This is a genomic window from Burkholderia sp. Ac-20384 (genome assembly GCF_017104605.1).
In the GTDB taxonomy this organism is placed as follows: Bacteria; Pseudomonadota; Gammaproteobacteria; order Burkholderiales; family Burkholderiaceae; genus Burkholderia; species Burkholderia lata.
Window position 1 is genome coordinate 23,287 of record NZ_JAAGPE010000041.1, and the last position, 25,839, is coordinate 49,125.

The 25,839-nt window shown below is 64.5% G+C and carries 27 protein-coding genes; 16 read left to right on the forward strand and 11 right to left on the reverse strand.

Features of this window, described 5'->3' with window-relative positions; all coding sequences use genetic code 11:
* Positions 1 to 60: 60 nt before the first annotated feature.
* From G3O00_RS11035 to G3O00_RS11075, 9 genes are all read left to right on the forward strand, one after another.
* Entirely contained in the window at positions 61 to 954 is an 894-nt protein-coding gene (locus G3O00_RS11035) for a DMT family transporter (RefSeq protein WP_011352649.1), read from the forward strand.
* Positions 955 to 1,067: 113 nt separating this feature from the next.
* Positions 1,068 to 1,700, forward strand: a complete 633-nt coding sequence (locus tag G3O00_RS11040) for a TIGR00645 family protein (protein ID WP_206142976.1) — start codon at positions 1,068 to 1,070, stop codon at positions 1,698 to 1,700.
* A gap of 34 nt (positions 1,701 to 1,734) precedes the next feature.
* Positions 1,735 to 3,258 carry a fumarate hydratase gene (locus G3O00_RS11045; RefSeq protein ID WP_011352651.1) on the forward strand — a complete coding sequence of 508 codons (1,524 nt, stop codon included), beginning with the start codon at positions 1,735 to 1,737 and terminating at the stop codon, positions 3,256 to 3,258.
* A gap of 194 nt (positions 3,259 to 3,452) precedes the next feature.
* The gene (bfr, locus tag G3O00_RS11050; RefSeq protein WP_011352652.1) at positions 3,453 to 3,929 is read left to right on the forward strand and encodes a bacterioferritin; all 477 of its coding nucleotides are present in this window, start codon (positions 3,453 to 3,455) and stop codon (positions 3,927 to 3,929) included.
* Between the two features lie 39 nt (positions 3,930 to 3,968).
* Positions 3,969 to 4,829: a glutamate racemase gene (gene murI / locus G3O00_RS11055; protein ID WP_011352653.1), complete on the forward strand. Its 861-nt coding sequence runs from the start codon at positions 3,969 to 3,971 to the stop codon at positions 4,827 to 4,829.
* 149 nt (positions 4,830 to 4,978) lie between these two features.
* Complete coding sequence (locus G3O00_RS11060; protein WP_011352654.1) at positions 4,979 to 5,215, forward strand: (2Fe-2S)-binding protein; 237 nt, start codon at positions 4,979 to 4,981, stop codon at positions 5,213 to 5,215.
* A gap of 218 nt (positions 5,216 to 5,433) precedes the next feature.
* Positions 5,434 to 6,165, forward strand: a complete 732-nt coding sequence (locus G3O00_RS11065; RefSeq protein ID WP_206142977.1) for an energy transducer TonB — start codon at positions 5,434 to 5,436, stop codon at positions 6,163 to 6,165.
* 36 nt (positions 6,166 to 6,201) lie between these two features.
* Positions 6,202 to 6,933 carry a MotA/TolQ/ExbB proton channel family protein gene (locus G3O00_RS11070; RefSeq protein ID WP_011352656.1) on the forward strand — a complete coding sequence of 244 codons (732 nt, stop codon included), beginning with the start codon at positions 6,202 to 6,204 and terminating at the stop codon, positions 6,931 to 6,933.
* Between the two features lie 13 nt (positions 6,934 to 6,946).
* Positions 6,947 to 7,375 carry a biopolymer transporter ExbD gene (locus G3O00_RS11075; protein WP_021163407.1) on the forward strand — a complete coding sequence of 143 codons (429 nt, stop codon included), beginning with the start codon at positions 6,947 to 6,949 and terminating at the stop codon, positions 7,373 to 7,375.
* A 396-nt stretch (positions 7,376 to 7,771) separates the two neighbouring features.
* Here the strand turns inward: G3O00_RS11075 and G3O00_RS11080 are convergent, their stop codons facing one another.
* Positions 7,772 to 8,746 (reverse strand): LysR family transcriptional regulator, encoded by a 975-nt coding sequence (locus tag G3O00_RS11080; RefSeq protein WP_206142978.1) that lies wholly within the window; start codon positions 8,744 to 8,746, stop codon positions 7,772 to 7,774.
* Between the two features lie 122 nt (positions 8,747 to 8,868).
* Here G3O00_RS11080 and G3O00_RS11085 point away from each other — a divergent pair, with 122 nt between their 5' ends.
* The 3 genes from G3O00_RS11085 to G3O00_RS11095 all read left to right on the forward strand — a co-directional run bounded on the left by G3O00_RS11085 (position 8,869) and on the right by G3O00_RS11095 (position 10,713).
* On the forward strand, positions 8,869 to 9,741 hold the full coding sequence (locus G3O00_RS11085) for a pirin family protein (protein ID WP_206142979.1): 873 nt from the start codon (positions 8,869 to 8,871) through the stop codon (positions 9,739 to 9,741).
* A gap of 99 nt (positions 9,742 to 9,840) precedes the next feature.
* Positions 9,841 to 10,323, forward strand: a complete 483-nt coding sequence (locus G3O00_RS11090) for an SRPBCC family protein (protein ID WP_206142980.1) — start codon at positions 9,841 to 9,843, stop codon at positions 10,321 to 10,323.
* 138 nt (positions 10,324 to 10,461) lie between these two features.
* Positions 10,462 to 10,713 carry a hemin uptake protein HemP gene (locus tag G3O00_RS11095; protein WP_175045429.1) on the forward strand — a complete coding sequence of 84 codons (252 nt, stop codon included), beginning with the start codon at positions 10,462 to 10,464 and terminating at the stop codon, positions 10,711 to 10,713.
* 273 nt (positions 10,714 to 10,986) lie between these two features.
* On the opposite strand, the gene G3O00_RS11100 is transcribed toward G3O00_RS11095, so the two are convergent.
* The 5 genes from G3O00_RS11100 to uvrB all read right to left on the reverse strand — a co-directional run bounded on the left by G3O00_RS11100 (position 10,987) and on the right by uvrB (position 16,532).
* On the reverse strand, positions 10,987 to 12,384 hold the full coding sequence (locus G3O00_RS11100) for a 4Fe-4S binding protein (RefSeq protein WP_174936136.1): 1,398 nt from the start codon (positions 12,382 to 12,384) through the stop codon (positions 10,987 to 10,989).
* A complete protein-coding gene (locus G3O00_RS11105) occupies positions 12,381 to 13,223 on the reverse strand; it encodes an FTR1 family protein (RefSeq protein WP_011352663.1) in 843 nt (280 codons plus the stop codon). The genes G3O00_RS11100 and G3O00_RS11105 overlap by 4 nt, the downstream gene beginning before the upstream one ends.
* A 58-nt stretch (positions 13,224 to 13,281) precedes the next feature.
* The gene (locus G3O00_RS11110; protein WP_174941706.1) at positions 13,282 to 13,614 is read right to left on the reverse strand and encodes a cupredoxin domain-containing protein; all 333 of its coding nucleotides are present in this window, start codon (positions 13,612 to 13,614) and stop codon (positions 13,282 to 13,284) included.
* 55 nt (positions 13,615 to 13,669) lie between these two features.
* Positions 13,670 to 14,221 carry an iron transporter gene (locus tag G3O00_RS11115; protein WP_011352665.1) on the reverse strand — a complete coding sequence of 184 codons (552 nt, stop codon included), beginning with the start codon at positions 14,219 to 14,221 and terminating at the stop codon, positions 13,670 to 13,672.
* Positions 14,222 to 14,441: 220 nt separating this feature from the next.
* Positions 14,442 to 16,532, reverse strand: coding sequence for an excinuclease ABC subunit UvrB (gene uvrB / locus G3O00_RS11120; protein ID WP_206142981.1), 2,091 nt, complete (start codon positions 16,530 to 16,532; stop codon positions 14,442 to 14,444).
* A gap of 263 nt (positions 16,533 to 16,795) precedes the next feature.
* Here uvrB and G3O00_RS11125 point away from each other — a divergent pair, with 263 nt between their 5' ends.
* On the forward strand, positions 16,796 to 17,995 hold the full coding sequence (locus G3O00_RS11125) for an amino acid aminotransferase (RefSeq protein ID WP_174936132.1): 1,200 nt from the start codon (positions 16,796 to 16,798) through the stop codon (positions 17,993 to 17,995).
* Between the two features lie 119 nt (positions 17,996 to 18,114).
* Here G3O00_RS11125 and G3O00_RS11130 read toward each other — a convergent pair whose 3' ends face one another.
* Together G3O00_RS11130 and G3O00_RS11135 are read right to left on the reverse strand one after the other, a co-directional pair.
* On the reverse strand, positions 18,115 to 18,900 hold the full coding sequence (locus G3O00_RS11130; RefSeq protein WP_206142982.1) for a 3-hydroxybutyrate dehydrogenase: 786 nt from the start codon (positions 18,898 to 18,900) through the stop codon (positions 18,115 to 18,117).
* A gap of 52 nt (positions 18,901 to 18,952) precedes the next feature.
* Positions 18,953 to 19,693 carry an acetoacetate decarboxylase gene (locus G3O00_RS11135; protein WP_009687317.1) on the reverse strand — a complete coding sequence of 247 codons (741 nt, stop codon included), beginning with the start codon at positions 19,691 to 19,693 and terminating at the stop codon, positions 18,953 to 18,955.
* A gap of 442 nt (positions 19,694 to 20,135) precedes the next feature.
* Between G3O00_RS11135 and G3O00_RS11140 the strand changes: the two genes are divergently transcribed.
* The gene (locus G3O00_RS11140) at positions 20,136 to 20,717 is read left to right on the forward strand and encodes an undecaprenyl-diphosphatase (protein ID WP_206142983.1); all 582 of its coding nucleotides are present in this window, start codon (positions 20,136 to 20,138) and stop codon (positions 20,715 to 20,717) included.
* A 26-nt stretch (positions 20,718 to 20,743) separates the two neighbouring features.
* Here G3O00_RS11140 and G3O00_RS11145 read toward each other — a convergent pair whose 3' ends face one another.
* From G3O00_RS11145 to G3O00_RS11155, 3 genes are all read right to left on the reverse strand, one after another.
* On the reverse strand, positions 20,744 to 20,968 hold the full coding sequence (locus G3O00_RS11145; protein WP_011356752.1) for a hypothetical protein: 225 nt from the start codon (positions 20,966 to 20,968) through the stop codon (positions 20,744 to 20,746).
* Between the two features lie 173 nt (positions 20,969 to 21,141).
* A complete protein-coding gene (locus G3O00_RS11150; RefSeq protein WP_206142984.1) occupies positions 21,142 to 21,963 on the reverse strand; it encodes a siderophore-interacting protein in 822 nt (273 codons plus the stop codon).
* Between the two features lie 37 nt (positions 21,964 to 22,000).
* The gene (locus G3O00_RS11155) at positions 22,001 to 22,711 is read right to left on the reverse strand and encodes a PadR family transcriptional regulator (protein WP_011356750.1); all 711 of its coding nucleotides are present in this window, start codon (positions 22,709 to 22,711) and stop codon (positions 22,001 to 22,003) included.
* Between the two features lie 815 nt (positions 22,712 to 23,526).
* On the opposite strand from G3O00_RS11155, the gene G3O00_RS11160 reads away from it, so the two are divergent.
* The gene (locus tag G3O00_RS11160; RefSeq protein ID WP_174929730.1) at positions 23,527 to 24,528 is read left to right on the forward strand and encodes an FHA domain-containing protein; all 1,002 of its coding nucleotides are present in this window, start codon (positions 23,527 to 23,529) and stop codon (positions 24,526 to 24,528) included.
* Between the two features lie 20 nt (positions 24,529 to 24,548).
* The coding region (locus G3O00_RS11165; RefSeq protein ID WP_206142985.1) for a protein kinase at positions 24,549 to 25,839 on the forward strand (1,291 nt) is incomplete at its 3' end.

Below are 25,839 nucleotides of genomic sequence, written 5' to 3' on the forward strand. Positions count from 1 at the left end.
TTTACGCTGTAACGAGCGCGACCCTACAATCCTAACTGAACTCGCCTTCCGGATTCCAGCTTGAATCGCTACGCTTTCTTTCTCGTGCTGTCGATGCTGTTCGTCGGCAGCAATGTCGGTATCGGTAAATCGATCGTTGTCTTCGTTCCCGTCGCCATCCTCGCCACGCTGCGCTTCGTGATCGCGATTGCCGTGCTGTGGCCGCTGTTCAGCCCGGTGAAGATGCGCACGGTCAAGCGCGGCGAATGGTTGAACCTGTTCCTGCAGGCGTTCTTCGGCACCTTCATGTTTACGCTGCTGATGCTGAACGGCGTGCAGCGCACGAGCGCGGTCGCAGCCGGCGTGATCACCAGCACGATCCCGGCGATCGTCGCGCTGTTCGCGTGGCTGATCCTGCGTGAAAAACCGAACGGCCGTGCGCTCGTGTCGATTGCACTTGCGATCGCCGGCGTCGTGACGATCAACCTCGCGAACGGCAGCGCGGCCGGGCACGGCGCGTCGTCGCTGACCGGCAACCTGCTGATCCTCGGCGCGGTGTGCTGCGAATCGATCTACGTGATCCTGTCGCGCCGCCTCACGCAGACGCTCGCGCCGATCGACATCTGCGCGTACACGCACCTGTTCGGCCTGTGCCTGATGCTGCCGCTCGGCGCGACGGCCATGTGGCATTTCGATTACGCGAGCGTGCCGGCCGGCACCTGGGCGCTCGTCGTCTGGTATGGCCTGTCGGCCAGCATCTTCTCGTTCTGGCTGTGGATGAAAGGCATCCGGCACGTGCCGGGCAGCCTCGCCGGCGTGTTCAGCGCGGTGCTGCCGGTCGCGGCCGCCGCGTATGGCATCGCATTCCTCGGCGAGCGCCCGACGCTCGCCCACGGCATCGCGCTCGCGTGCGTCGTCACCGGCATCGTGCTCGCGAGCCTGCGCGTGAAACGCGTGCCGGCTGCCGCCTCCTGATCCGTCCCTGGCAGGGCCGGCGCGTCACTGCAGTCGCGCTGGCCGACGCGTTACAATAGCGCGCCTTTTCAAGATTACCCCCGATACCTGCGCACCGCGCCCGACTTTTCACCATGTCTGCCCCGCATTCGCCCGGCCGCCCCGCGCGTCGCCCGCTTCGCCCGCTTCGCCCGCTTCCCGCGCTGATTTTCATGAGCCGCTGGCTCCAGGTTCCGCTTTACCTCGGCCTGATCGTCGCGCAGGCCGTCTATGTATTCCTGTTCCTGAAGGAAGTCTGGCACCTGCTGTCGCATGCGACGAGCCTCGACGAAATCAGCGTGATGCTCGCGGTGCTCGGCCTGATCGACGTGGTGATGATCTCGAACCTGCTGATCATGGTGATCGTAGGCGGATACGAAACGTTCGTGTCGCGCCTCGGCATCGAGGGCCATCCCGACGAGCCCGAATGGCTCGACCACGTGAACGCGGGCGTGCTGAAGGTCAAGCTGTCGATGGCGCTGATCAGCATTTCGTCGATCCACCTGCTGAAGACGTTCATCAACCCCGACCAGCACACGATGCACGCGATCATGTGGCAGGTGATCATCCACGTGTCGTTCCTGGTGTCGGCGCTCGTGATGGCGTGGGTCGACCGCCTGACGACGCACACGCACCCGGCCCATTTCCATGAGCAGCACGCCCGCGACGCGCACGCGCCTGCGGCGAACGAGCCACGCAAGCCGGCCGAAGCAGCCGTCAACGCATAAACGCATTCCCCACAGTCCCCACAGAGTCTCAGCCATGACCGTCATCAAACAGGAAGACCTGATCCAGAGCATCGCGGATTCGCTGCAGTACATCAGCTACTACCATCCGCTCGACTACATCCAGGCCCTCGGCCGCGCGTACGAGCTGGAAGAAAGCCCGGCCGCGAAGGATGCGATTGCGCAGATCCTCACGAACAGCCGCATGTGCGCGGAAGGCAAGCGCCCGATCTGCCAGGACACCGGCATCGTCACGATCTTCGTGAAGGTCGGCATGGACGTGCGCTGGGACGGCGCGACGATGGGCCTCACCGACATGATCAACGAAGGCGTGCGTCGCGGTTACACGCACCCGGACAACGTGCTGCGCGCGTCGATCGTCAATCCGCCGGAAGGCGCCCGCAAGAACACGAAGGACAACACGCCGGCCGTGATCCACTACGAGATCGTGCCGGGCGACAAGGTCGACGTGCAGGTTGCGGCCAAGGGCGGCGGCTCGGAGAACAAGTCGAAGTTCGTGATGCTGAACCCGTCCGACTCGATCGTCGACTGGGTGCTGAAGACGGTCCCGACGATGGGTGCGGGCTGGTGCCCGCCCGGCATGCTCGGGATCGGCATCGGCGGCACCGCTGAAAAGGCGATGCTGATGGCGAAGGAGTCGCTGATGGAGCCGATCGACATCCAGGAAATCATCGCACGCGGTCCGAAGGACTGGGTCGAGGAACTGCGCGTCGAACTGCACGAGAAGGTCAACGCGCTCGGCATCGGCGCACAGGGCCTCGGCGGCCTGGCAACCGTGCTCGACGTGAAGATCATGGCAGCACCGACGCACGCGGCGTCGAAGCCGGTCGCGCTGATCCCGAACTGCGCGGCGACGCGCCACGCGCACTTCGTGCTCGACGGCTCGGGCCCGGCCAAGCTTGAAGCACCGTCGCTCGACGCGTGGCCGAAGGTCAACTGGGAACCGAATACCGAAACCAGCAAGCGCGTCGACCTGAACACGTTGACGCCGGAGGAAGTTGCGAGCTGGGCGCCGGGCCAGACGCTGCTGCTGTCGGGCAAGATGCTCACCGGCCGCGACGCCGCGCACAAGCGCATCGCCGACATGCTCGCGAAGGGCGAGAAGCTGCCGGTCGACTTCACGAACCGCGTGATCTACTACGTCGGCCCGGTCGATCCGGTCCGCGACGAAGTGGTCGGCCCGGCAGGCCCGACGACGGCCACGCGCATGGACAAGTTCACCGAGACGATGCTCGCGCAAACCGGCCTGATCTCGATGGTCGGCAAGGCCGAGCGCGGCCCGGTCGCGATCGAAGCGATCAAGAAGCACAAGGCGGCCTACCTGATGGCGGTCGGCGGTGCGGCTTACCTCGTGTCGAAGGCGATCCGCGGCGCGAAGGTGCTCGCATTCGAAGACCTCGGCATGGAAGCGATCTACGAGTTCGACGTGCAGGACATGCCGGTGACGGTGGCCGTCGATTCGTCGGGCACGTCGGTGCACCAGACCGGTCCGAAGGAGTGGCAGGCGAAGATCGGCAAGATCCCGGTCGCAGCCGCTTAAGCGCGATCGAACGAAAGGCCGGACGCAAGTCCGGCCTTTTTACTTCTCATTCTCATTTTCGTGTTTCGTCGGTCATTCAAGGCTGATTCTCATTACACGCAAAAAGCAGGCCCGACAAGGTTTTGAGGCTTGGCTTTTCTCGTTCGAGCGATTATCTTTCGGTTTCTGAAGCCCCACTGAACAAGGAACAAGCCATGCAAGGCGACAAGAAAGTCATCGAATATCTGAACGCCCAGTTGAAGAATGAACTCACGGCGATCAACCAGTACTTCCTGCATGCGCGCATGTACAAGCACTGGGGCCTCGAGAAGCTCGGCAAGCACGAGTACGACGAGTCGATCGGCGAAATGAAGCACGCCGACTGGCTCATCGAGCGCGTCTTCATGCTCGACGGCCTGCCGAACCTGCAGGATCTGCACAAGCTGCTCGTCGGCGAGGAAACCGAAGAGATCCTGAAGTGCGACCTGAAGCTCGAGCAGATCTCGCAGTCCACCTGCAAGGAAGCGATCGCCTACTGCGAATCGGTTCGTGACTACGTGTCGCGCGAGATCTTCGAAAAGATCCTCGACGACACCGAAGAGCACATCGACTGGCTGGAAACGCAGATCGACCTGATCGGCAAGGTCGGCCTGCAGAACTACCAGCAAACGATGATGGGGTCGCCGGAGTAAACTCACTCCACGCTTCCCGTTATCGCCCCCAGCCCGTTCATGTCGACATCTTCCGTTATTGCAGCGACGGCTTCGACCGTCGCCCCCATCGGCATCTTCGATTCAGGGCTGGGCGGCTTGTCGGTGCTGCGCGCCGTGCGCGCGCAGCTGCCCGACGAATCGTTCATCTACGTCGCCGATTCGCACCATGCGCCGTATGGTCCGCGCGATGAGGCGTTCATTACGGAACGCACGCTGGCAATCGGCGAGTGGCTGGCCCGCGAAGGGGCGAAAGCACTCGTCATCGCCTGCAATACCGCGACCGCACGCGCGATCGCCGCGACCCGCGAACACCTGTCGATGCCGCTCGTCGGCGTCGAGCCGGGCATCAAGCCGGCCGCCGCCGTGTCCGCGAGCGGCGTCGCGGGCGTCCTGGCCACGCAGTCGACGCTGAACAGTCCGCGCTTCCAGGCGCTGCTCGACCGCTACGGCGCCGGCCGCCGCTTCATCTGCCAGCCCGGCCACGGGCTCGTCGAGGCCATCGAGCGCGGCGACACGAATTCGCCCGCCTTGCGCGCGTTGCTCGACAGCTACCTGCAACCGATGCTCGACGACGGCGCCGATACGCTGGTACTCGGCTGCACGCATTACCCGTTCTTCACGGAAACGATTCGTGACCTTGTGGGCGATCGCCTGACGCTCGTCGACACCAGCGACGCGATCGCGCGCCAGCTCGTGCGGGTGCTCGACGAGCGCCACCTGCGCGCACCGGCCGGCACGCGCGCGGCGCCGCCCCGCTTCTGCTCGACCAGCGACGGCCGCCAACTGCAGGCACTCGCATCGACGCTGCTCGGCCTCGCTGCGCCGGTCGAATCCGTCACCATTTCCTCGCCGAACGCGCGCGCCTGCGCGACCGCCTGACACGGGCCGGCACGCCCTGCTCCGCGTGCCGATCCACCCCCTAGACGTTTAAGGGTCCGATGACCTTAAAAAAAGCCCGCCCCAGGCTTGTCAACGTCCGCAAATTTAATGATAATAATTCGCATTACCGTTAGCTATCGCAACTCATCATGATCGTCTGCGTGTGCAAGTCTGTTTCCGATCGCAAGATTCGCGCGTCCCTCGCAGAGGGCGTGAACTCTTTCGATGAACTCCAGTTCGAGCTCGGCGTGGCCACGTGCTGCGGCAAGTGCGAGGAGTCCGTACGCGACCTCATGGCCGAACAAGGCGTCTGCGCGAGCCAGTGCGGTGTCGAGCATCATGCTCACCCGATCCCGGTCACGTTCTACGAACGCAAGGCCGCCTGACCGGCGCCGAGTGTCCGCATGCGGCCCAGGCCGCATTTTTTGTTTTGACCGTCAGCAAGCCACCGTCTGCGCGAGCCAGCGGCTTACCTGCCAAGGAGCCTGTCATGGAATTGCTGATCGGATTTGTGACCACCGTTTGCATCTCGCTGCTGATCTTCCGCAAGTGATGCCGATTCACCCGCCGCGCCCCGGGTGCGACATCGTTCTTTCAAGCTAACATGCAGGCTTCGCATCTCGCTCCTGCCGGCGCCGTGCCGGCTGCACCACGTATGAATCCCCGAGTGATCGTCGTCGCGGTCGGTGTGCTTGCCGCACACGCGATCATGCTGACGGCCGCCTGGCTCCATCGCAACGCGCCGCCGCCGCCGAAGGAGATCGAGGTTCAGTCGATCACCGCGCAGCTCATTCCGCCTGCGCCCCCTGCCCAGCCCGTCGCGGTCCAGTCAGCCGCGCGGCAGCCTACGCCGCCCAAGCCCACGCCGCACGTGAAGCCGAAGGTCGAGCCGAAGCCGGTGCAGAAAGCGGTCCCGACGCCTCAGCCGGTCTCGCAGGCACCGTCGCCGACGCCCGCGCCGGCAGTTGCCGCTCCGACACCGGCCCCCGCTGCGCCGGCGCCTGCTGCACCGGCTGCAGCCCCCGGCCGGGCTCGCGAGACGATGCAGGTCAGCGCGCCGAAGAACGTGTCGGCGCTCACCTGCAACTTCGTCAAGCCGACCTATCCGTCGATGTCGCGCCGTCGCGGCGAAACGGGCACGGCCTATGTTCACTTCATCATCGGCGTGACGGGCAAGATCGAAAGCGTCCAGCTTCAAAAGAGTAGCGGCTACCCGCGTCTCGATGAAGCCGCACTCGAGGCGACGCGCGCCAGCACCTGCCCGCCGTATCTCGAGAACGGCCAGGCGATCCGCGCCGCCCATACGCTGCCCTTCAACTTCACGCTTGACGACTAACCCGTCATATTCGGTAGATTCAAAGGAAACAAGAAAATGCAAAGCTACGGTATCGCGCACGTCTGGGCGCAAGGTGATTTCGTCACGCGCGCCATCGCGATCACGCTGCTCGTGATGTCGGTCCTGTCGTGGATCGTGATCGTCATCAAGGGCTGGAACGTGATCCGCCTGAACCGCCTGACGAAGAACGCCGAACAGGCATTCTGGCATTCGGACGATTTCGACGACGGCATCAAGAAGCTCGGCCTCGCCGCATCGACGCCGAACGACAACCCGTTCCTCGCGCTCGCGCTGTCGGGCAAGGAAGCCGCCGATCACCACCACCAGACGCAACCGCACCTGCACGACCGCATGGACGTGTCGGACTGGGTCACGCGCTGCCTGAAGGACACGATGGACGAAGGCATCTCGCGCATGCAGAGCGGTCTCGCGATCCTCGCGTCGATCGGCAGCACGGCGCCGTTCGTCGGCCTGTTCGGTACGGTCTGGGGGATCTACCACGCCCTGCTCGCGATCGGCGCATCCGGCCAGACGTCGATCGACCAGGTCGCGGGCCCGGTCGGCGAATCGCTGATCATGACCGCGTTCGGCCTGTTCGTTGCGATCCCGGCCGTGCTCGGCTACAACGCACTCACCCGCGCGAACAAGGGCATCGTCAGCAAGCTGCGCCGCTTCGCGCACGGTCTGCATGCGTACTTCGTGACGGGCGCGAGCCTTGCCTCGTCGTCGACGCGCGACGGCCTGCGTCTCGCGACGCGCGCCAGCTGAGGCGGGGTGAACCATGGCAATGAACACCGGTTTCAGCGACGATGACGACGATGCAGTGATGAGCGAGATCAACATGACGCCGCTCGTCGACGTCATGCTCGTACTCCTGATCATTTTCCTCGTGACGATCCCGGCGATGCAGCATGCGGTGAAGATCGACCTGCCGCACGCCAGCAGCCAGCCCGTCGACGAGAAGCCGCAGACGGTCGACGTCGCGATCCAGGGTGACGGCACGATCCTGTGGGACGACCACACGGTCACGCGCGAACAATTGCAGGAACGCATCGCGGAAGCGGCCAAACGCACGCCGCAACCGGAGTTGCACCTGCGTGCGGACCGCAAGGTCGCGTACGAACACGTCGCGGAAGTGATGTCGGATGCGCAGGCTGGCGGCCTGACGAAGCTCGGCTTCGTGACGGAGCCGACCGCGAAAGCGAAGTAACGCACGCGCTATTCGATGCGCAGGCCTCACCTAGTCGGCCACGCCTAGCCGGCCGCACCTAGCCGGCCGCACACAAAGTAAAAGGCCTTCATCGCCAGATGAAGGCCTTTTTTCATGCGCACGCGGGCGCCTTCGGGCGGCGGGCTCTTTGGCGGTATCGGTTGCGCCTCGAGCAACGCAAATGCGACTCTGCCGTGGTCTGCACGGACTGCGCGTTCTGCCCTATCTGGCTCACAATATATGCGGCCACCTGATTTCGCTCAGAACTTCCTTCACGAAATGGGATTTCAATATAGGCCCGCGCGCACGCGCATTCAAGGTTCCGGCGATTGAAACTTGCGATTGCAGGCGACGCTTCAATGACAAAACAAATTTGCCTCGCCGTGCGCGTCGTGTTCAGGTTGCCGAAACATCGGCCGCCGCGTCCTTCTTCGCCCGTTCCGGGCACCCCGGATCCTTGTAGGCGCCGTGGTCGAGCTTCTCGACCAGATAGTCGACGAACGCACGCACCGCGGGCGGCATCCCCTGCCGCGACACGAACACCGCGTACAGTTGCGGCACCGGCAGCGTCCAGCCCGGCATCACCGGCGACAGTTGCCCCGCGCGCAGCGCGTTGCCGTACATCATCTCCGGCAATGCCGCGATGCCAAGGCCATCGAGCACGGCTTCACGGATCGTCATCAGGTCGGCCGTCACGAGCCGCGGGTCGTGCTCGTGCACGTGACGTGTGCCGTCCGGCGCGATCAGGTTGAACACGTGCCGCCCGTCGACGCTCGGCGTATCGAGCGTTTCGAATCCGCTCAGGTCGTCCGGTACCAGCGGCGGCGCATTCTGGCTCAGCAGGCTCGGTGCACCGACCAGCATCTGCTCGGTGCGCCACAGCGGCCGCACGACGATGTTCGCGTTCTGCGGCGGCTCCGAGCGCACGCGCAGCGCGACGTCGATCGAATCCTCGAACAGGTCGATCACGCGATTCGTCACGCGGACGTGCACCTTCACCTCGGGATAGCGACGCAGGAATTCGGGCAGGATGCGCGACAGCATCGTCTGCGACAGCGTCACGGGCACGCTGACGCGCACCGAGCCGCGCGGCGACGAGCGCAGCTGCTGGACTGCGTTCATCGCCGCCTGCGCTTCGGCCAGCATCGCCTGGCAATGCTGGTAGAACAGCTCCCCCGCCTCGGTCAACGCGAGCTTGCGTGTGGAGCGCTGCAGCAGGCGCACGCCGAGCGCCGCCTCGAGTTCGGTCAGGCGCCGCGACAGGCGAGATTTCGAGATGCCCAGCACGCGCTCCGCGGCCGAGAAACCGCCATGTTCGACGACCTGCGAAAAGTACATGAGGTCGTTCAGGTTATGTGCATCGATATTCATCTCATCGTTCCATTTTCAGAACAATCCATTGCGAACCGTCGCGAATCGAACGGTAAAACGCCCAATATAATAGCGCTATGTTTCAAAAATAACGCTATTCCGATCATTTCGAGGGTATCCGCATGACGACCGCTCGCTCGCTTGACCGCACGTACCCCGCACTTCGCACGACCGAAGGCGGCGGCTTCGTGGTTCACCGCCCGTTCCCGACCCGGCTCCTGATGGATTTCGATCCGTTCCTGCTGCTCGACGAAATGGGCCCCGTCGACTACGCGCCCGGCGAAGCCAAGGGCGCCCCCGACCATCCGCATCGCGGCTTCGAGACCGTGACCTACGCACTCGACGGGCGCTTCCGCCATCGCGACTCGTCCGGCCATGCCGGCACGCTCGGCCCGGGCGACGTGCAATGGATGACGGCGGGCGCCGGCGTCGTGCACAGCGAAATGCCGGATCCTGAATTCGCGCAGACGGGCGGCCGCTCCCACGGCTTCCAGCTGTGGGTCAACCTGCCGCGCCGTGACAAGCTGATCGCGCCGCGCTACCAGGAGATCCCTGCCGACCGCATCCCGACCGCGACGTCGCCGGACGGCCGCGCGCGCGTACGCGTGATCGCCGGCGAAGCGTTCGGCGTCCGCGCCGCGATCGAAACGCGCACACCGATCCTCTACCAGCATTTCACGCTGCAGCCCGGCGCAACGGTCACGCAGACCGTCCCGGCAGGCTATCGTGTGTTCGCCTATCCGATCGACGGAACGGGCCTCTACGGGCCCGCCAGGCAGGTGGTCGACGCAAGGCACATGGTCGTGTACTGCGACGACGGCGACACGGTCACGTTCTCCGCCGGCGACACGCCGCTCGACCTGCTGCTGATCGGCGGCGTACCGCTCAACGAGCCGATCGTCCGCTACGGCCCGTTCGTGATGAACACCGAGGAAGAGATCCGGCAGGCGGTCGTCGACTACCAGACCGGTCGCATGGGTCGCATCGAAGCGTGACGTCCGGACGGGCGCGCAGGTGCCGCGAAACTGCCCGTTTTGCGTCACAATGACTTCTTGAACCATGTGGCCGCCCGCCACCAGAAGGAACCCGTCCCCTTGAACTTCGAACATCTGATCCAGATCAATTCCGACGATCCGGCCGTGCCGACCCTCACCCGCGACCAGCTCTGGGAAGGTCTCGTGCTTCGCGCCGAACAGCCGCAACTGTTCGTGCTCGGTCTCGACAGCTGCGTCGTCCACGAGCGCACGAATACGACGCTCGAACGCGAACTGCACTACGGTCACGCGACCGTGCGCGATCACGTCACGTTCACGCCGAACCAGCAGGTCCGCTACGACATCCTCGCCGCCGGCGGCGAGATCGGCGGCTCGCTGACGATGACGATCGAGGAACGCGACGACCACGAGCTGTTCCTGCGTTTCGAATACCGCACGACGCTGGTCGTCACGGACGACAGCGAAGACGCGCGGCAGACGCACGGGATCGTCAAGGAGGCGTACCGCACGTCGGATATCGACACGGTCCGCCTGATCCGCGAGTACGCACAGGGCCGCAAGGACCCCGATCCGCTGCACTGAACCCGATGGCGGCCTGCGGGCCGCCTCTTTGATTCAAGCTATCAGGTTCGCGATTTCGATCGATAAAGAGTTTTTGTAAATGGGAATAGTTATCATTTAGAATTCATTCCATCGTATCGACAGTCACCGATCAAACGAATGACCGACACCATGCGCCCGACCCCGACCACGCTGACCTTGCGCCGCACGACCGGCCCTGCAGGCAGCAGCCGTCAGAAGACGGCAGCGGTCACCACGCCGGCGAAACCCGCCGGCAACCGCGAAGCAGGCACGCGGGTCGTCAGCAGCGATGCGCTGCTGCAAGGCCAAAGCCACGTCAGCATCGCGCATAACGGAGAGACCTATCAGTTGCGCGCCACACGGCTCGGCAAACTGATCCTGACGAAGTAACGACAGAGTATTGTGGGGACCACCTCCCTGAGAGGTGTTGGGCAGTAGCCAGCGTAACGGCTTGCACGCGAGATCTAGACCCCTTCGTGCAAACACACTCAAGCAGCCGTTGCAGCAAGCCAAGCCACTTTTTTGGTTCTCGCACAAGGAAGAAAAAAAGCGACACGTCCTTCGACGTGTCGCTTTTTTGTTTGGGCGGCCAATGCGTGAAGCACGCCGCCCGGGTTCGTTATCGCGTCGCTGCGTGACCGCCGAAGCGGCGCGCGATCCGCTTCAGAAACCCCAGAACATCAACCACCATGCGCTGTCGATGACGGCAAGCCCGGCGGCAAACCACGCGAATGCCGCAAGCCGGCGCAGCCAGCCCGCATAGCGCCCCGTCACTTTCCATGCGAGCCACGCGCTCCATGCGTTGGCGCCGACCAGGATCGCGATGCGCACATCGGTCGCCCAGCCGAGCGGTACATGCTCGGCACGCAGCAGCGACAGTGTCGTGGCCGACAAGCCAAGGAACACACCCGCGCCTGCAATCGGAATCAACGCCTGCGCAAGATGATGCAGCCGCACGCGATCGAAGCGGCCGAGCATCAGCGTGGCGCCGGCCAGCAGCACCAGCAGCGCCGTGCCGTACACGAGCCCCGTGCCGACGATGTAGCTGATGACCAGCCCGCCGTCGAGCCACGAGAACACGTCGTTGCGATCCGGATAGTGCGTGAGCAGGAACCACGGCGCGTTGGTCTCGAGCGGCCACGTGATGTCATGGTCGATCAGCCAGCCCGCGAGCCATTGCTTGATCTGCACGAACCACGGGCTGACGGTCCAGTGGAACGCGCCGATCGCGACGCCGAGCAGGCCGTAAAGGATCAGCGCGGTGTCCCACGGGTTCGCCTGCTGCGCGCCGAGGTTCACGACTTCGTCGGACGGCGAGCGCAACGACAGCGAGATCGCATCGCGGTGCCCGCTGCAGCGGCCGCACATGTGGCAGTCCGCCGCGCCCTTCATGTTGCGCAACGGCACGAGCGGCGCGCAGTTGATCGGAATCACGCGATGGCCATGCTCGCCGTTCTTGTACGAACGGCGCCATGCATCCTCATCGACCTTGTAGCGCATCGGCGCGAGTCGCGCGAGCAGCCCGAACACGCCGTTGACCGGACACAGGTACTTGCACCACACGCGCTTCTCGCGGCCGTACAGCACGCCGATCACGATCGCGCCGACGGTCGAACCGCCGAGCACGAACAGCACCGCGAGCGGGTACTGGTACACGCTCACCATCTGCCCGTAGATCGTCGTGAGCCCGAACGCGACGAACGGCCAGCCGCCCCACCGGATCCAGCGCGGAATCGGGCCGCCACGGCCGAACTTGCTCGCGAACTCGGTGAGCGCACCTTCCGGACACAGCACGCCGCACCAGACACGGCCGAGCATCACCATCGACAGCAGCACGAACGGCCACCAGATGCCCCAGAACGTGAATTGCGCGATCAGCGTGAGGTTGCTCCACAGGTGCGCGGTGTCGTCCGGCAGCGGCAACACCGCCGGCACGATGATCAGGAACGCATAGACGGCGACGACGACCCACTGGATGCCGCGGATCAGCGCACCGTGGCGCTGCATCCACTGGCCGGCCTGCGCGAGCCAGCCCTGCTTGGCTGCGGCGACAACGCTCATGCCGCGCGACCTGCCGCGACGGCCGGACGACGGCTCGCGCGCTTCATCAGCAGCCAGACCACCGCCCAGTACACCGCGTAGGCAACCAGGTTGGTCAGTGCCGGGTGCGCACGATAGCCGGTCAGCGTTGCGACGAGCGAGCCGAATGTGCTCGAATCATCGAGGATCGCGGACGTGTCCCACACCTGCGAAATGCCGAGCGGCAGGATTTCCTTGTCGATCAGCTTGTCGACGCCAGTCTGGAACAGGCCCGCGCCGAGGAACAGCAGCATCACTTCGGTGACGCGGAAGAAATGCCGCCACGAGAAGTACTTGCCGCCGAGCTGCAGCAGATAGAACGTGAGGAATGCGAGGCCGAGACCGATCACGACCGCAAGCATCTGGCTGCCGTCGACGTGACCCGACTGGCCGAAACCGAGACCGTACAGGAAGATCACCGTTTCGCTGCCTTCGCGCGCGATCGCCAGCGCGACCAGCACCGCGACGCCCCACCAGTTCGAATCGCGCGTGCTCTGCTGCAGCGATTGCTCCATGTCGCGCTTCAGCGTGCGGCCGTGCCGGCGCATCCACAGCACCATCTGCACGATCAGCACGCATGCGATCAGCACCATGGCGGTCTGGAAGTAGTCCTGCGCGTCGCCGGACAGCACTTCGGTGAAACCGACCAGTGCGGCACCGAGGCCGACGGCCATCAGCAGGCCGACACCGACGCCGGTCCAGAGAAAAGGCAGGCCGCGGCGCGCGTCGTCGTCGCCGTTTTTCAGCCATGCATAGAGAATGCCGACGACGAGCAGCGCTTCGACGCTCTCCCGCCAGACGATGAACAAGATCTGACCCATCGATACCTCCTGACGCGCAGTACACCGGGCAGGCGTGCCCGCGCGCAGATAAAACGCGTTACTTCGCGACGATCACGCCCTGCGCCTGCTGGTGGAAATCGTCGAAAAACTTGTATTCACCCGGTGACAACGGTGCGACGACCACGAACGAATCGGCGCCCGGAGCGAGCACCTTCTCCTTGCGCAGTTGCACGCTCTCGAATTCGGCGGCGCCCTTGCCGGTGTTCTTGATCTCGATCTTGAAACGCTGACCGGCCGGCACTTCGATGCGGGCGGGATTCAGCTTGCCGTCCGTCATTTCGAGCTTGAACGTCGGCAGATCGGCAGCGTACGCTGCGCCGGCAAGCCACAACGCAGCGGCTGCGGCAAAGACTTTCTGGGGAATTTTCATTCTGGGTTCTCTACGCCGACGGCGCGCCGAAGCGCGCCGTCCGTGATGCCACCGATCAGTAACCGCCCTTCTTGCCGATACCGGCGAACGGGAAGTCGTACTCGAGGGTAACGGGCTTGAACCATGCGCCCACGCCCGTTTCCTTGTCGATGTGACGGCCGAACGCCATGTGGCCCGTCTGCATCGGCGGCTTGACGACCATCGTCAGGTGATACTTGCCCGGGCCGTTCAGCTTCACGTTGTCGCCGTAGTGCGGGCCGTCGCTCGCGACCATGCCCATCAGGTCGCCTTCAGCCTTCCACTTCGCGTCACCCTGCTTCGTCAGCTTGTACGTGACCTGCAGGTACGGCATCCAGTCGCCTTCCGCGAAACCCGTCGGGTTGTTCTTGACCGCATGGATGTCGGCCTCGAGGTGGATGTCGGAATCCGACGCCTTGCGCATCATCCCTTCCGGGTCCATCGTGATCGGCTGCAGGTACACCGCGCCGATTTCCATGCCGCCCTGGATCTGCTGCTTGCCGATCGGATATTCGGCAGCCGAGGCCGACATCGCGGCAAGCGCCGCCGCTACCGCAACCGTCGTGCGGATGAACGAAGAACCCAACATGGACACTCCTTGTTATTTGATCTGGAACCATGTGGACCGACCGCCTGGCCGGCCCACTGAAAACACTAACGCGACGAAGAACGTTAATGCGAACAATTCTCAATAATTGCGAAGTTTAGCACTGAACCGGTTTCGGAACAAACGGGGAGCCGTGTAAACCCCTGATCCGACAAGGCTTACAGGCTCGTTACCTCCGGGTTTCGGTGACGCTTGGAAAGAATTACCGGCCGCCGTTGATGTGATCGCCAACGTTCGCACCGAACACGCGCTCACGAAGCAGCGCAAGCTGGTCGCGAGTCGAGGCTGCCTTCTCGAACTCGAGATTCTTCGCGTAGTCGGCCATCTGCTTCTCGAGGCGCTTGATTTCCTTGGCGAGCTGCTTTTCCGACATGTCCTCGAATTTGGCGCGCTGCTGCGCTTCCTTCAGCTCGGCGCGTGCCTCGTCCGCGTTGTAGACGCCGTCGATGATGTCCTTGATGCGCTTCACGACACCGCGCGGCGTGATGCCCATCTTTTCGTTGTGCGCGATCTGCTTCGCACGGCGCCGCTCGGTCTCGCCGATCGCGCGCTTCATCGACTCGGTCATGTTGTCCGCGTAGAGGATCGCCTTGCCGTTCACGTTCCGGGCCGCACGGCCGATCGTCTGGATCAGCGAGCGCTCGGCACGCAGGAAGCCTTCCTTGTCCGCATCGAGGATCGCGACGAGCGACACCTCGGGAATATCGAGCCCTTCCCGCAGCAGGTTGATCCCGACCAGCACGTCGAACGTGCCGAGCCGCAGGTCGCGGATGATCTCGACGCGCTCGACCGTGTCGATGTCGCTGTGCAGGTAACGCACCTTGACCCCGTGATCGGCGAGAAACTCGGTGAGCTGCTCGGCCATGCGCTTCGTCAGCACGGTGATCAGCACACGCTCCTCGGCCTTCACGCGCGCATTGATCTCGGTCAGCACGTCGTCGACCTGCGAGCTCGCCGGCCGTACTTCGATTTCCGGATCGACAAGGCCCGTCGGCCGCACGACCTGTTCGGCGATCTGCCCGGTCACGCGCTTCTCGTAGTCGGCCGGCGTAGCCGACACGAACACGACCTGGCGCATCTTGCGTTCGAACTCCGGGAACTTGAGCGGCCGGTTGTCCAGCGCCGACGGCAACCGGAACCCGTAGTTGACGAGGTTTTCCTTGCGCGCGCGATCGCCGTTGTACATGCCGTTCAACTGGCCGATCAGCACGTGCGATTCGTCGAGCAGCATCAGCGCATCGGGCGGCAGGTAGTCGACGAGGGTCGGCGGCGGATCGCCGGGCGACGCGCCCGAGAAATGCCGCGAGTAGTTCTCGATGCCCTTGCAGAAGCCGAGCTCCTGCAGCATCTCGAGATCGAAGCGCGTGCGCTGCTCGAGGCGCTGCGCCTCGACGAGCTTGCCGTCGCTGTGAAAGAACTCGAGCCGCTCACGCAGTTCGTCCTTGATCGTCTCGACCGCGCGCATCACGGTGTCGCGCGGCGTCACGTAGTGCGACGACGGATACACGGTGAAGCGCGGGATCTTCTGCCGTACGCGCCCGGTCAGCGGGTCGAACAGCTGCAGCGTCTCCACCTCGTCGTCGAACAATTCGACGCGCACGGCCAGCTCCGCATGTTCGGCCGGGAAGATGTCGATCGTGTCGCCGCGCACGCGGAACGTGCCGCGCTGGAAATCCTGCTCGTTGCGTGTGTACTGCATCGCGATCAGCCGCGCGATCACGTCGCGCTGGCCGAGCTTGTCGCCGGCGCGCAGCGTCAGGATCATCTGGTGGTATTCGGACGGGTTGCCGATACCGTAGATCGCCGACACCGTCGCGACGATCACGACATCGCGACGCTCCATCAGGCTCTTCGTCGCCGACAGCCGCATCTGCTCGATGTGCTCGTTGATCGACGAGTCCTTCTCGATGAACAGGTCGCGCTGCGGCACGTACGCTTCAGGCTGGTAATAGTCGTAGTACGAGACGAAGTACTCGACCGCGTTGCGCGGGAAGAACTCGCGAAATTCCGAGTAGAGCTGCGCGGCGAGCGTCTTGTTCGGCGCGAACACGATCGCCGGGCGGCCGAGCCGCGCGATCGTGTTCGCCATCGTGAAGGTCTTGCCCGAGCCCGTCACGCCGAGCAGCGTCTGGAACGAGAGACCGTCCTCGACCCCTTCGACGAGCGTCTCGATCGCGGTCGGCTGGTCGCCTGCGGGCGGATACGGTTGATACAGCTGGAACGGCGACCCTTCGAAGGTCACGAATTTCGATTCGTCGAGCGCGTCGCCGGTTTCGGCTTTATGTTCGGACATGGAATGCGGCCGGAGCGAGGGCAAAGAAAGCATTCTAGCGCTTCGCGGCGTCGCGAACTGCTGTCGGCTCCTGACGCGCGGCGGCCGCCCGGCATCCCGATTTGCCGCCGAATTTCGCCACCGATTCGCCGCCCCCGCCTGCACGAATTCGCTACAATGTCAGGCTGCTGCGCTTTCCGGCGTCGTGCCTGCCCGCGCGCGGTCCACCGCGATCGCGCCGCCTGTTGAAAGCCTGACCCTCTTTTCACTACTGCAGAATCATCATGTCGCTCTTCTCCGCTGTCCAGCTTGCTCCCCGCGACCCGATCCTGGGCCTGAACGAAGCCTTCAACGCCGATGCGCGTCCGACCAAGGTCAACCTCGGCGTCGGTGTGTACACGAACGAAGAGGGCAAGATTCCGCTGCTGCGCGCGGTTCGCGAAGCAGAGAAGGTGCGTGTCGACGCCGGCCTGCCCCGCGGCTACCTGCCGATCGACGGCATCGCTGCCTACGACGCGGCCGTGCAGAAGTTGCTGCTCGGCAACGACTCGCCGCTGATCGCAGCAGGTCGCGTGGTCACGGCCCAGGCACTGGGCGGCACGGGCGCACTGAAGATCGGCGCCGATTTCCTGCGCACCGTGAACCCGAACGTGAAGGTCGCGATTAGCGATCCGAGCTGGGAAAACCACCGCGCGCTGTTCGAAGCAGCCGGTTTCGAAGTCGTTGCGTACCCGTATTACGACGCTGCCACCAATGGCGTGAACTTCGAAGGCATGCTGTCGGCACTGAATAGCTACGCGGCAGGTACGGTCGTCGTGCTGCACGCGTGCTGCCACAACCCGACCGGCGTGGACCTGACCGAAGCGCAATGGCAACAGGTCGTCGACGTCGTGAAGGCGCGCAACCTCGTGCCGTTCCTCGACATCGCCTACCAGGGCTTCGGCGAGAACATCGAGGCCGATGCTGCCGCCGTGCGCCTGTTTGCCGCGGCTGACCTGAACGCATTCGTGTCGTCGTCGTTCTCGAAGTCGTTCTCGCTGTACGGCGAGCGCGTCGGCGCACTGTCGATCATCACGTCGAGCAAGGAAGAAGCGACGCGCGTGCTGTCGCAACTGAAGCGCGTGATCCGCACGAACTACTCGAACCCGCCGACCCATGGCGGCGCCGTGGTCGCAGCGGTGCTCGCATCGCCGGAACTGCACGCTTCGTGGGTGCAGGAACTCGGTGAAATGCGCGATCGTATCCGCTCGATGCGCAATGGTCTCGTCGAGCGCCTGAAGGCAAGCGGCGTCGATCGCGACTTCAGCTTCATCAACGAGCAGCGCGGGATGTTCTCGTATTCGGGCCTGACCTCGGCGCAAGTCGATCGCCTGCGCGACGAGTTCGGCATCTACGCAGTCGGCACGGGCCGGATCTGCGTCGCAGCACTGAACACGCGCAACCTCGACGCGGTCGCCAATGCGGTCGCAGCCGTCCTGAAGTAACGCGGCTTGAGCGGGTGGCAGCCGTCATCGGCCCCGCCCTGCCAAAATAGAAACGCGCTCTACGGAGCGCGTTTTTTTATGCCATTCGCCGGCGGGCAACTACCCCGCCCACGCCCGCATCACTGCATGAACCAGCCGTGGCTGACGACGACCGACTGGCCCGTGAGCGCGGCGCTCGGGAATGTCGACAGGAACAGCACCGTCTGCGCGACGTCCTGGACGGTCGTGAACACGCCGTCAACCGTGTTGCCGAGCATCACCTTCTTCACCACTTCCTCTTCGCTGATGCCGAGCTCCTTCGCCTGCTCCGGAATCTGCTTGTCGACCAGCGGCGTGCGCACGAAGCCCGGACACACGACGTGCGAGCGCACGTTGTGCTTCGCGCCTTCCTTCGCCAGCACGCGGGCCAGACCGAGCAGGCCGTGCTTGGCGGTCACGTACGCCGACTTCAGCGGCGACGCTTCGTGCGAGTGCACCGAGCCCATGTAGATCACGACACCGCCGCGATCGTCCTTGTACATGTGCTTGAGTGCGGCCTTGGTCGTCAGGAACGCGCCGTCGACGTGGATCGCCTGCATCTTCTTCCAGTCGGAGAACGAGTAATTCTCGATCGGGTTGACGATCTGGATGCCCGCATTCGACACGAGGATGTCGACCGAGCCGAACGTTGCGGCCACCTTGTCGATACCGCTGTTCACGGCTTCCTCGTTCGTCACGTCCATCGCGACGCCGATCGCCTTGCCGCCCGCCTTGACGATCTCGTCGGCAACGGCGTTCGCGCCGTCCTGGTTCAGGTCGGCGATCGCAACGGCCGCGCCCGCTTTCGCGAGCTCGAGTGCGATTTCCTTGCCGATGCCGCTCGCGGCGCCCGTGACGACTGCGGTCTTGCCATTCAGGTTGCTCATGTTCGAATTCCCGTGGTGAAAGGATTGACAGGGAGAAAGGACTGCGGACGTGTTACTGAGCCAGGTAATCGTAGACGACTTCGCCGAGACCCAGTGTCAAATCTGCGACCAGGTGGCGGGCTTCGACGATTTCGAGCACCGGCAGGTCGGCCACGGGCGCGAGCGCGTGCGGCGCCAGCTCGAGCGATGCGGGGCCCGTCCACGCGCCCTTCATCTTGATGTCCTGCATGTAGTAGCGCACCAGTTCGCAGACGCGCGCGGTGCCGTCGACGTGCGGGATGATCTTCAGCAGGAAATTGGGGCCGGCGAGACGCTTGGTCTGCTCGTCGATGTCCAGTTCCTTGTGCTTGTAGCCCATCGTGCCGGTGGCGACGCGCACCTTGCCGTAGTCGAGCGTGCCGAGGATGTGGTCGGTGTTCACGTGCAGCGTGGGCGACGCGAGCTTCTTCGGGAAGCCCCACAGCTCGCGGCCGCCGGCGATCGGCGGGTGATCGTCGAGATACATCGCGAGCGTATAGCCGCCCGGCTGGCCGTTGTATTCGACGGGAATCACCTGACCGCTTTCGGTGTAGTCGCCGAAGCCGGTCGAATCGGCCATGCGAATGAATTCGTAATGCACGAGCGGCTCGGTGACCTGCAGCGGCTCGGGGACGATTTCGCGGAGACGGTCCGGATCGGTGCGATACGTGATGATCAGAAACTCACGATCGACGAAACGGTACGGGCCCATCGGGAAGGCAGGGCTGGTCAACGGCATCGCAAACGCTTTCGATCGGACATCGCTGGGTTTCATGCGGACTCCTTGTTGTTGATCGCTTCGTGGATGAGTGCTCGTAAGCTCGTAATCCTATGCCTGTGCGTTACCGTTGTGCGATGCCGCATTTGGAATTAATTGTTGCCGATTTCGAAGCATTCGCAGCGTAAATATTGAGATGAATGACGCAAACGGCCTGGACGACACGCGGCGTCCCGATGTTTGCACACGTCGATGACGCCACGATGTGAAAAAGGTGAGTCTTTACGGGAGGCTGGGTGAGCCTTTACGGGAGACGGTCGCGCGGGAATATGACAATTTCGTGAACTTGTGTTGCAGTGCAGGCTCTAAGTGCGTTCGCCGCCGCGGGCTTCGTCGCGTGCGGCCGCCCATTAAGCATCGCTTAAGCGGGTGCGCCTTAGCATCGTTCGTATCAGGCCGGGCAACCGGCCGATTTTTTACGCCCCACGCAACCGGATTCATGCAGACCCTCAATCTCACCCTCTTTTCCGCCATCAACGCCGGGGTTGCGCCGCAGCCGGGCGTTGCCCGTCTCGCCATCTTCGCCGCCGACTGGCTCGTCTATGCGTTGCCCGCGATGCTGCTGCTGACCTGGATCTTCGGCGCGCGCCATACGCGGCGCCAGGCGATCGAAGCCGGCGTCGGCGTGTGCGTGGCGATCGTGCTCGCACAGATCATCGGACATTTCTGGTTCTCGCCGCGCCCGTTCATGGCCGGCGTCGGCACGCAACTGATTCCGCACGCGCCGGACAGCTCGTTTCCGAGCGATCACATGACGTTCGCGTGGAGCATGGCGGTCGGGCTGATGCTCGGCGGCACGACCCGGCTCACCGGGTTCGTGATGGCCGCGATGGCGGTGGCGATTGCATGGGGGCGGATCTATGCGGGCGTGCACTGGCCGTTCGACATGGCGGGCGGCGTGCTGGTCGGCACGGCAGGCGCGCTGGCTGCGCACCTGTACGGGCAACGCGTGACCGCGCTGCTCGAACGGCTTGGCGATTCGGTGCATGCCGTCGTGATGGGCCGCCGGCACGCGCCGTAAGCGGCAGGAGATCGGGCAGGACGCCGTCAGCCGGGCGTCTTGGCCGATTCGGCCGATGCGGACGGGCCGCCGCCCGCATCGTGTAGTTCAGGGGTATCGGCCGGGTGTTGCGTGGCGTCGCGGTCGAGTGCGCTTTCCTTCAGGATCGCGCACATCGCGACGAACAGCGCGAGTACCACCGCGGCAAGGCCGCAATAGCCGGCGATCTTCAGGTTGCGAAGGAACGGCGACGCGTGGCTTTCTTTTGTCATGACCGGGCGCTCCTGGGCGGGCTGCGGCGGCTGTCGCCCGACAGCGGCGTCGCACCCACAGATATATACCAGTCGCGATCGCGGTGCCAAGCCCGCTGGTGCGCCGACGCCACGATTGTGACATCGGCCGGTCAACCTCAATCGGGTACCCCTTGACCGGGTACCCGCTCCCGTCAGTCTTCCAGCGTTTCGTGCACGGCCGCCGCGCCGCGCTTCCAGTAGGCCGCCGCGCGGATGCGCGACTTGTCGACGCCGCGCTCGCCGGTCAAATGCTGGCGTACCGCACGCATCGACAGCGCTTCGCCCGCCGCCCACACGTAGCCGTCGCCGGACGGCGGCAGCGGCAGGTCGCGCACGGCATTCAGCAGCACGTCGCTGTCCGCCGCGTCGGCTTCGGCGCGGAAGCGCCAGATTTCATGCACGTCGGCGCGGGTGTCGAACGCGATCTGCGCGGTGCGATCCGCGACTTCCATCACGACGGCCACGCGCGCACCGGCCGGCAATTCCTCGAGACGCCGCGCGACCGCCGGCAGTGCCGTATCGTCGCCGATCAGCAGGTGCCAGTCGAAACCGGTCGGGACGACGAACGAACCGCGCGGGCCGCCGATGCCGAGCCATTGGCCGACGCGTGCCTGGGCGGCCCACTGCGACGCAGGGCCCGGGTGGTTCAGCACGAATTCCAGATCGAGTTCGCCGGCGGCGCGGTCGAAGCGGCGCGGCGTGAAGTCGCGCGCGACTGGCTTCGGCTCGCCTTCCGGAAACTCGGGACCATTAGCGCCGAGCGTCGGCAGCGCGGGCCGTTCAGCGCCGGGCGGCGGGAAAAATACCTTCACGTGATCGTCGAACGACGCGGATTCGAAATCCGCGAGATCGGGGCCGCCGAGCGTGACGCGCAGCAGGTGCGGCGTCACGGCGTGCACGCGCAAGACTTGCAGCAAGCGGAACTTGAGGGTGTGGCGCACGCGGGTCACGGTGCGGTCGGATGTGTTCTGCATCAATCCGTTCTCCTTAGGGTTTGACGGGCGGCGCGGATCACGCGCCGGTGCCGCCTTCGATTTCGGCCGTCGCGCGGCGCATGATGGCCGCGATGCGGCGCTGTTCGTCGGCGTCGGCGGCGCTCTTGTGCAGCAGCGCGCGCTTGAGTGCGAGGCGAGCCTCGACGAATTCCGGCAGCCAGCCAGCTTGCGCGTCGTCCTGCGTTTCATTGCCCGCCGATTCCCCGGCGAACGCGCGGCGCATGAACTCCATCTTGCGCGCGAGGTGCGTGAGGCGTGCGAACAGCGTGTCGACGCGTTCGCGCTGAGCGTCGAGATGCGCGCGGCCGGCGTCGGTCAGCGCATAGCGCTTGCGGTTGCCTTCCGCCTGGGACGCGACGAAGCCGACTTCTTCGAGATACGTGAGCGCCGGATACACCATGCCGGGGCTCGGGCTGTAGAAACCGTTCGAACGCGTGTCGAGCGCCTTGATCAGCTCGTAGCCGTGGCTCGGTTGCTCGGCGACCAGTGCAAGCAACAGCAGCTGGAGATCGTCGGAGCTGAACTGGCGGCCGCGCGGCATGCCGTCGTCGCCGAAATCGCCAAAGCCGCCGCGCCCGCCACGGCCACCGAACGGGCCGCCGCCAAACGGATCGTGGCCGCGACGGTGGCGGCCGATCGCGTACCAGAGACCGGCGAACCAGTCAGGGCGGCCATGCGCACCATGACCGTCGCATCGGGCATGGCCGCGGGAAGGGTTGTGTCGCATGATCGAGTCCTATATGTCGAAAAACATATCTAAAGATATATATCGAAAGATAGGTCGTCAAGGAGATTTATTGGGGCTGGATGGTGGGGTGAGGATGGGGCTGGCAGCGTGCGGCGGAGATTGCCGTCGACGCGTTCCAGCTCGTTCGTTGGCGAGTCGGTTACGACGATCGGACGGTCGACGCGTTGCCGGCATCTGCAGCCTTTGCCGGCAATTGATCGTGACGTAACGGCGTGCCGACACGTATCCGCTTGCCGATGACACTGCGAGACATTGGCCGTGACGCACCAGAACTGCGCAGTAATTCATGTAATGCAATCTACTAAAACACCGGCGGTCATTATTTAAATCGTTTGAACTATTTAATTTATTTTCTTTTGATCAAACAAAATTTCCGCGCCGGCAAAGGTATTTAAATGCGTCCCGTCATCCAATGAGGTGCCTCTGCTCAACTCAAGCCTGTCATGGGTCGCTGGGCAATGAAGAATTTCGACCCTTTATATTTGAACTGAAGCTTCGCCGAAAATGTAAAGCATTGCAATATCAAAACGGTATTTGAGCATTTCGATTGCGACGCATGATTTTGTTTGGCAGGATTTTCATCAAGTTGCTCGAATTAAAAAAACAAAACGGCAGGCCATTCAATCAGCCGCAATAACACGTGCCGGATGAGCAACGATTCGAAAGGAAGCTGACGAAGGAACTGGTAACGAGGCGGCGAACGGTCGACATCGTTCGCGATCATTGAATCAATCGCTTTCCCGGGCGTCGACGCGTCACTCGAGCGACCCGGGCGAATCCGACACGAGGCAGCCATGGCGATACTCAAGAACGATTCTTCCGGGGAAGCGTGCCTGCTCCGCGCGTATCACGTGTTCGGTCGCGATACCGCGCGCTGCGATACGGTCATCCGCGACGCGTCGGTATCCCGTGTCCATGCCCATATCCGCTGGGCCGGCGGGCTATGGGAGCTCCACGATCACAGCAGCAACGGCACGTCGGTATCGGGCGTGCCGTTGCGCGACGGCGAGCACGCGGTGCTGCAGCGAGGCGACGTCATCCGGTTTGGCACGGCGGGTGTCGCTCCCTGGCGCGTCGATGCGCTCGACGATCCGGCCGATACGCTGTGGCCGGTACGGGGCGCCGTGCATCCGATCGTGCTCACGCCGCGCCAGATCCTGGCCGCCCACGCCGCGCAGCCGGTCACGATCGTCCAGTCGCCGGCCGGCGAATGGCTGTGCGACGACACGTTGCCGCCGCGCGCGCTCCATGACGGCGATGAAGTGTCGACGGGTGGCTTCACGTGGCGCGTGGCGCTCGTGCGCCATGGCTCGACCATGACGCTGCGCGCGCCTGCCGATCCGGCCGCGCCGTCCCGACTGCTCGAATTCTTCGTCAGCCGGGACGAAGAGCACGCGCGTGCGCTGCTGCACATTCGCGGCGGTGTGGTCGATCTCGGCGAGCGCGCGCATCACTACAGCCTCGTCACGCTTGCCCGCGCACGCTCGGCCGACATGCAGGCCGGCTACGACGCCGCCACGCAAGGCTGGATCGAACTCGACCGGCTGGCACGCATGCTCGGTATCGATACGTCCCATCTCAACGTGCAGATTCATCGCGCGCGGAGCCAGTTCGCGGCGCTGCCGGGGCTGGACGCGAGCCAGCTCGTCGAGCGGCGGCGCGGCAGCGTCCGCTTCGGCGATTTCCCGTTCCGCGTCATGCGCGGCGAGCGCCTCGAGTGCCAGTCGGTGCCGCGCGTCGAGCCGCGTATCGGCATGCATCGTCCGGTGCCGGATCCGGTCGTCTACTGCTCGTGAGCACGGAACGACAACCCGGGTTGCCGACGGCGTCACGCGCACGCGTCGGGCCGCATACGCGTGAATCGCGGCAGCCCGCCGCGCCTTTCGCGACGTTGGCCGGCAAGCGGCATTACCGGCTCGGTGCGTTGCTCGGTGAAGGCGGCAGCGGCGTGGTGTTCCGCGCGACCTGCTGCGAGACGGGGCAAGACGTCGCGATCAAGCTGATGCGAGGCGATGTCGCGCGGACTGCAACCGAGCGCGCGCGCCAGCGCATGCGCTTCCGGTACGAGACAGGCCTGTGCGAGGCGCTACGTCACCCGAACATCGTGGCGTTGCTGGACAAGGGCGAGGCACCCGACGGGCGGTTGTTCGCCGTATTCGAACGGGTGCAGGGCCGGACCCTGCGCGACCGGCTTGCGATGGAGGGGCCGCTGTCGGCCGTCGACACGGGGCGACTGATGACGGAGGTGCTCGCTGCACTCGCCGCTGCGCATCGCCGCGGCATCGTGCACCGGGATCTGACGCCGCACAACATCGTGATCGCGATGGCCGACGACGGGCCGCACGCGAAGCTGCTCGATTTCGGGATCGGTGCGCTGTTGCCCGGCACGGCAGATATCGCGCCGCAGGCCGCGACGCTCGCGGTCGAGGTGCTCGGCTCGCCGTCATATTGCGCGCCCGAGCAATTGCGCAACGAACCGCCGACGCCCGGAAGCGACCTGTATGCGTGGGGCCTGGTCGTGATCGAATGCCTGACGGGCGAAGTCGTGATGCAGGGCGCAAGCGTGGCCGACATTCTGTATCAGCAGCTCAGCCCGGTGGATGTCGCGCTTCCGCCGTCGGTCGCGTCGCATCCGCTCGGCTCGGTGCTGCGGCATGCGTTGAGCAAGAATCCGGCGCAGCGTGCCGCCTCGGCCGACGAACTCGCGGCGCAGTTTCGCGCGATCAATTTCGCTGCGCTCGTCGGCCCGTTCGATGCCGGCCGTGCAAGCCGGCGCATGCAGCCGCACCCGTTCACACCGCGCAGCGAGGCAGTCGCAACGGCTGGCGAATACCGGCAGGTCACCACGCTGTGCTGTTGCGTGACGATCACCGGAGACGGCCGGCAACGCCATGCGGGAACCGATCACGGCGCCCTGCTCGACCGCTACGAGGCGCAATGGCTGACGAAGTGCACGGATATCGCCGTCGGCTATGGCGCGCAGGTCGATGAGCGGCTCGGCGACACGCTGCTGTTCCATTTCGGCCTGCAAGGCGATATCGACCGGCCCGCGCGCCGCGCGGCGCGTGCGGCACTCGACATGGTGCGGGTGGCCGGGCGCGCACGGC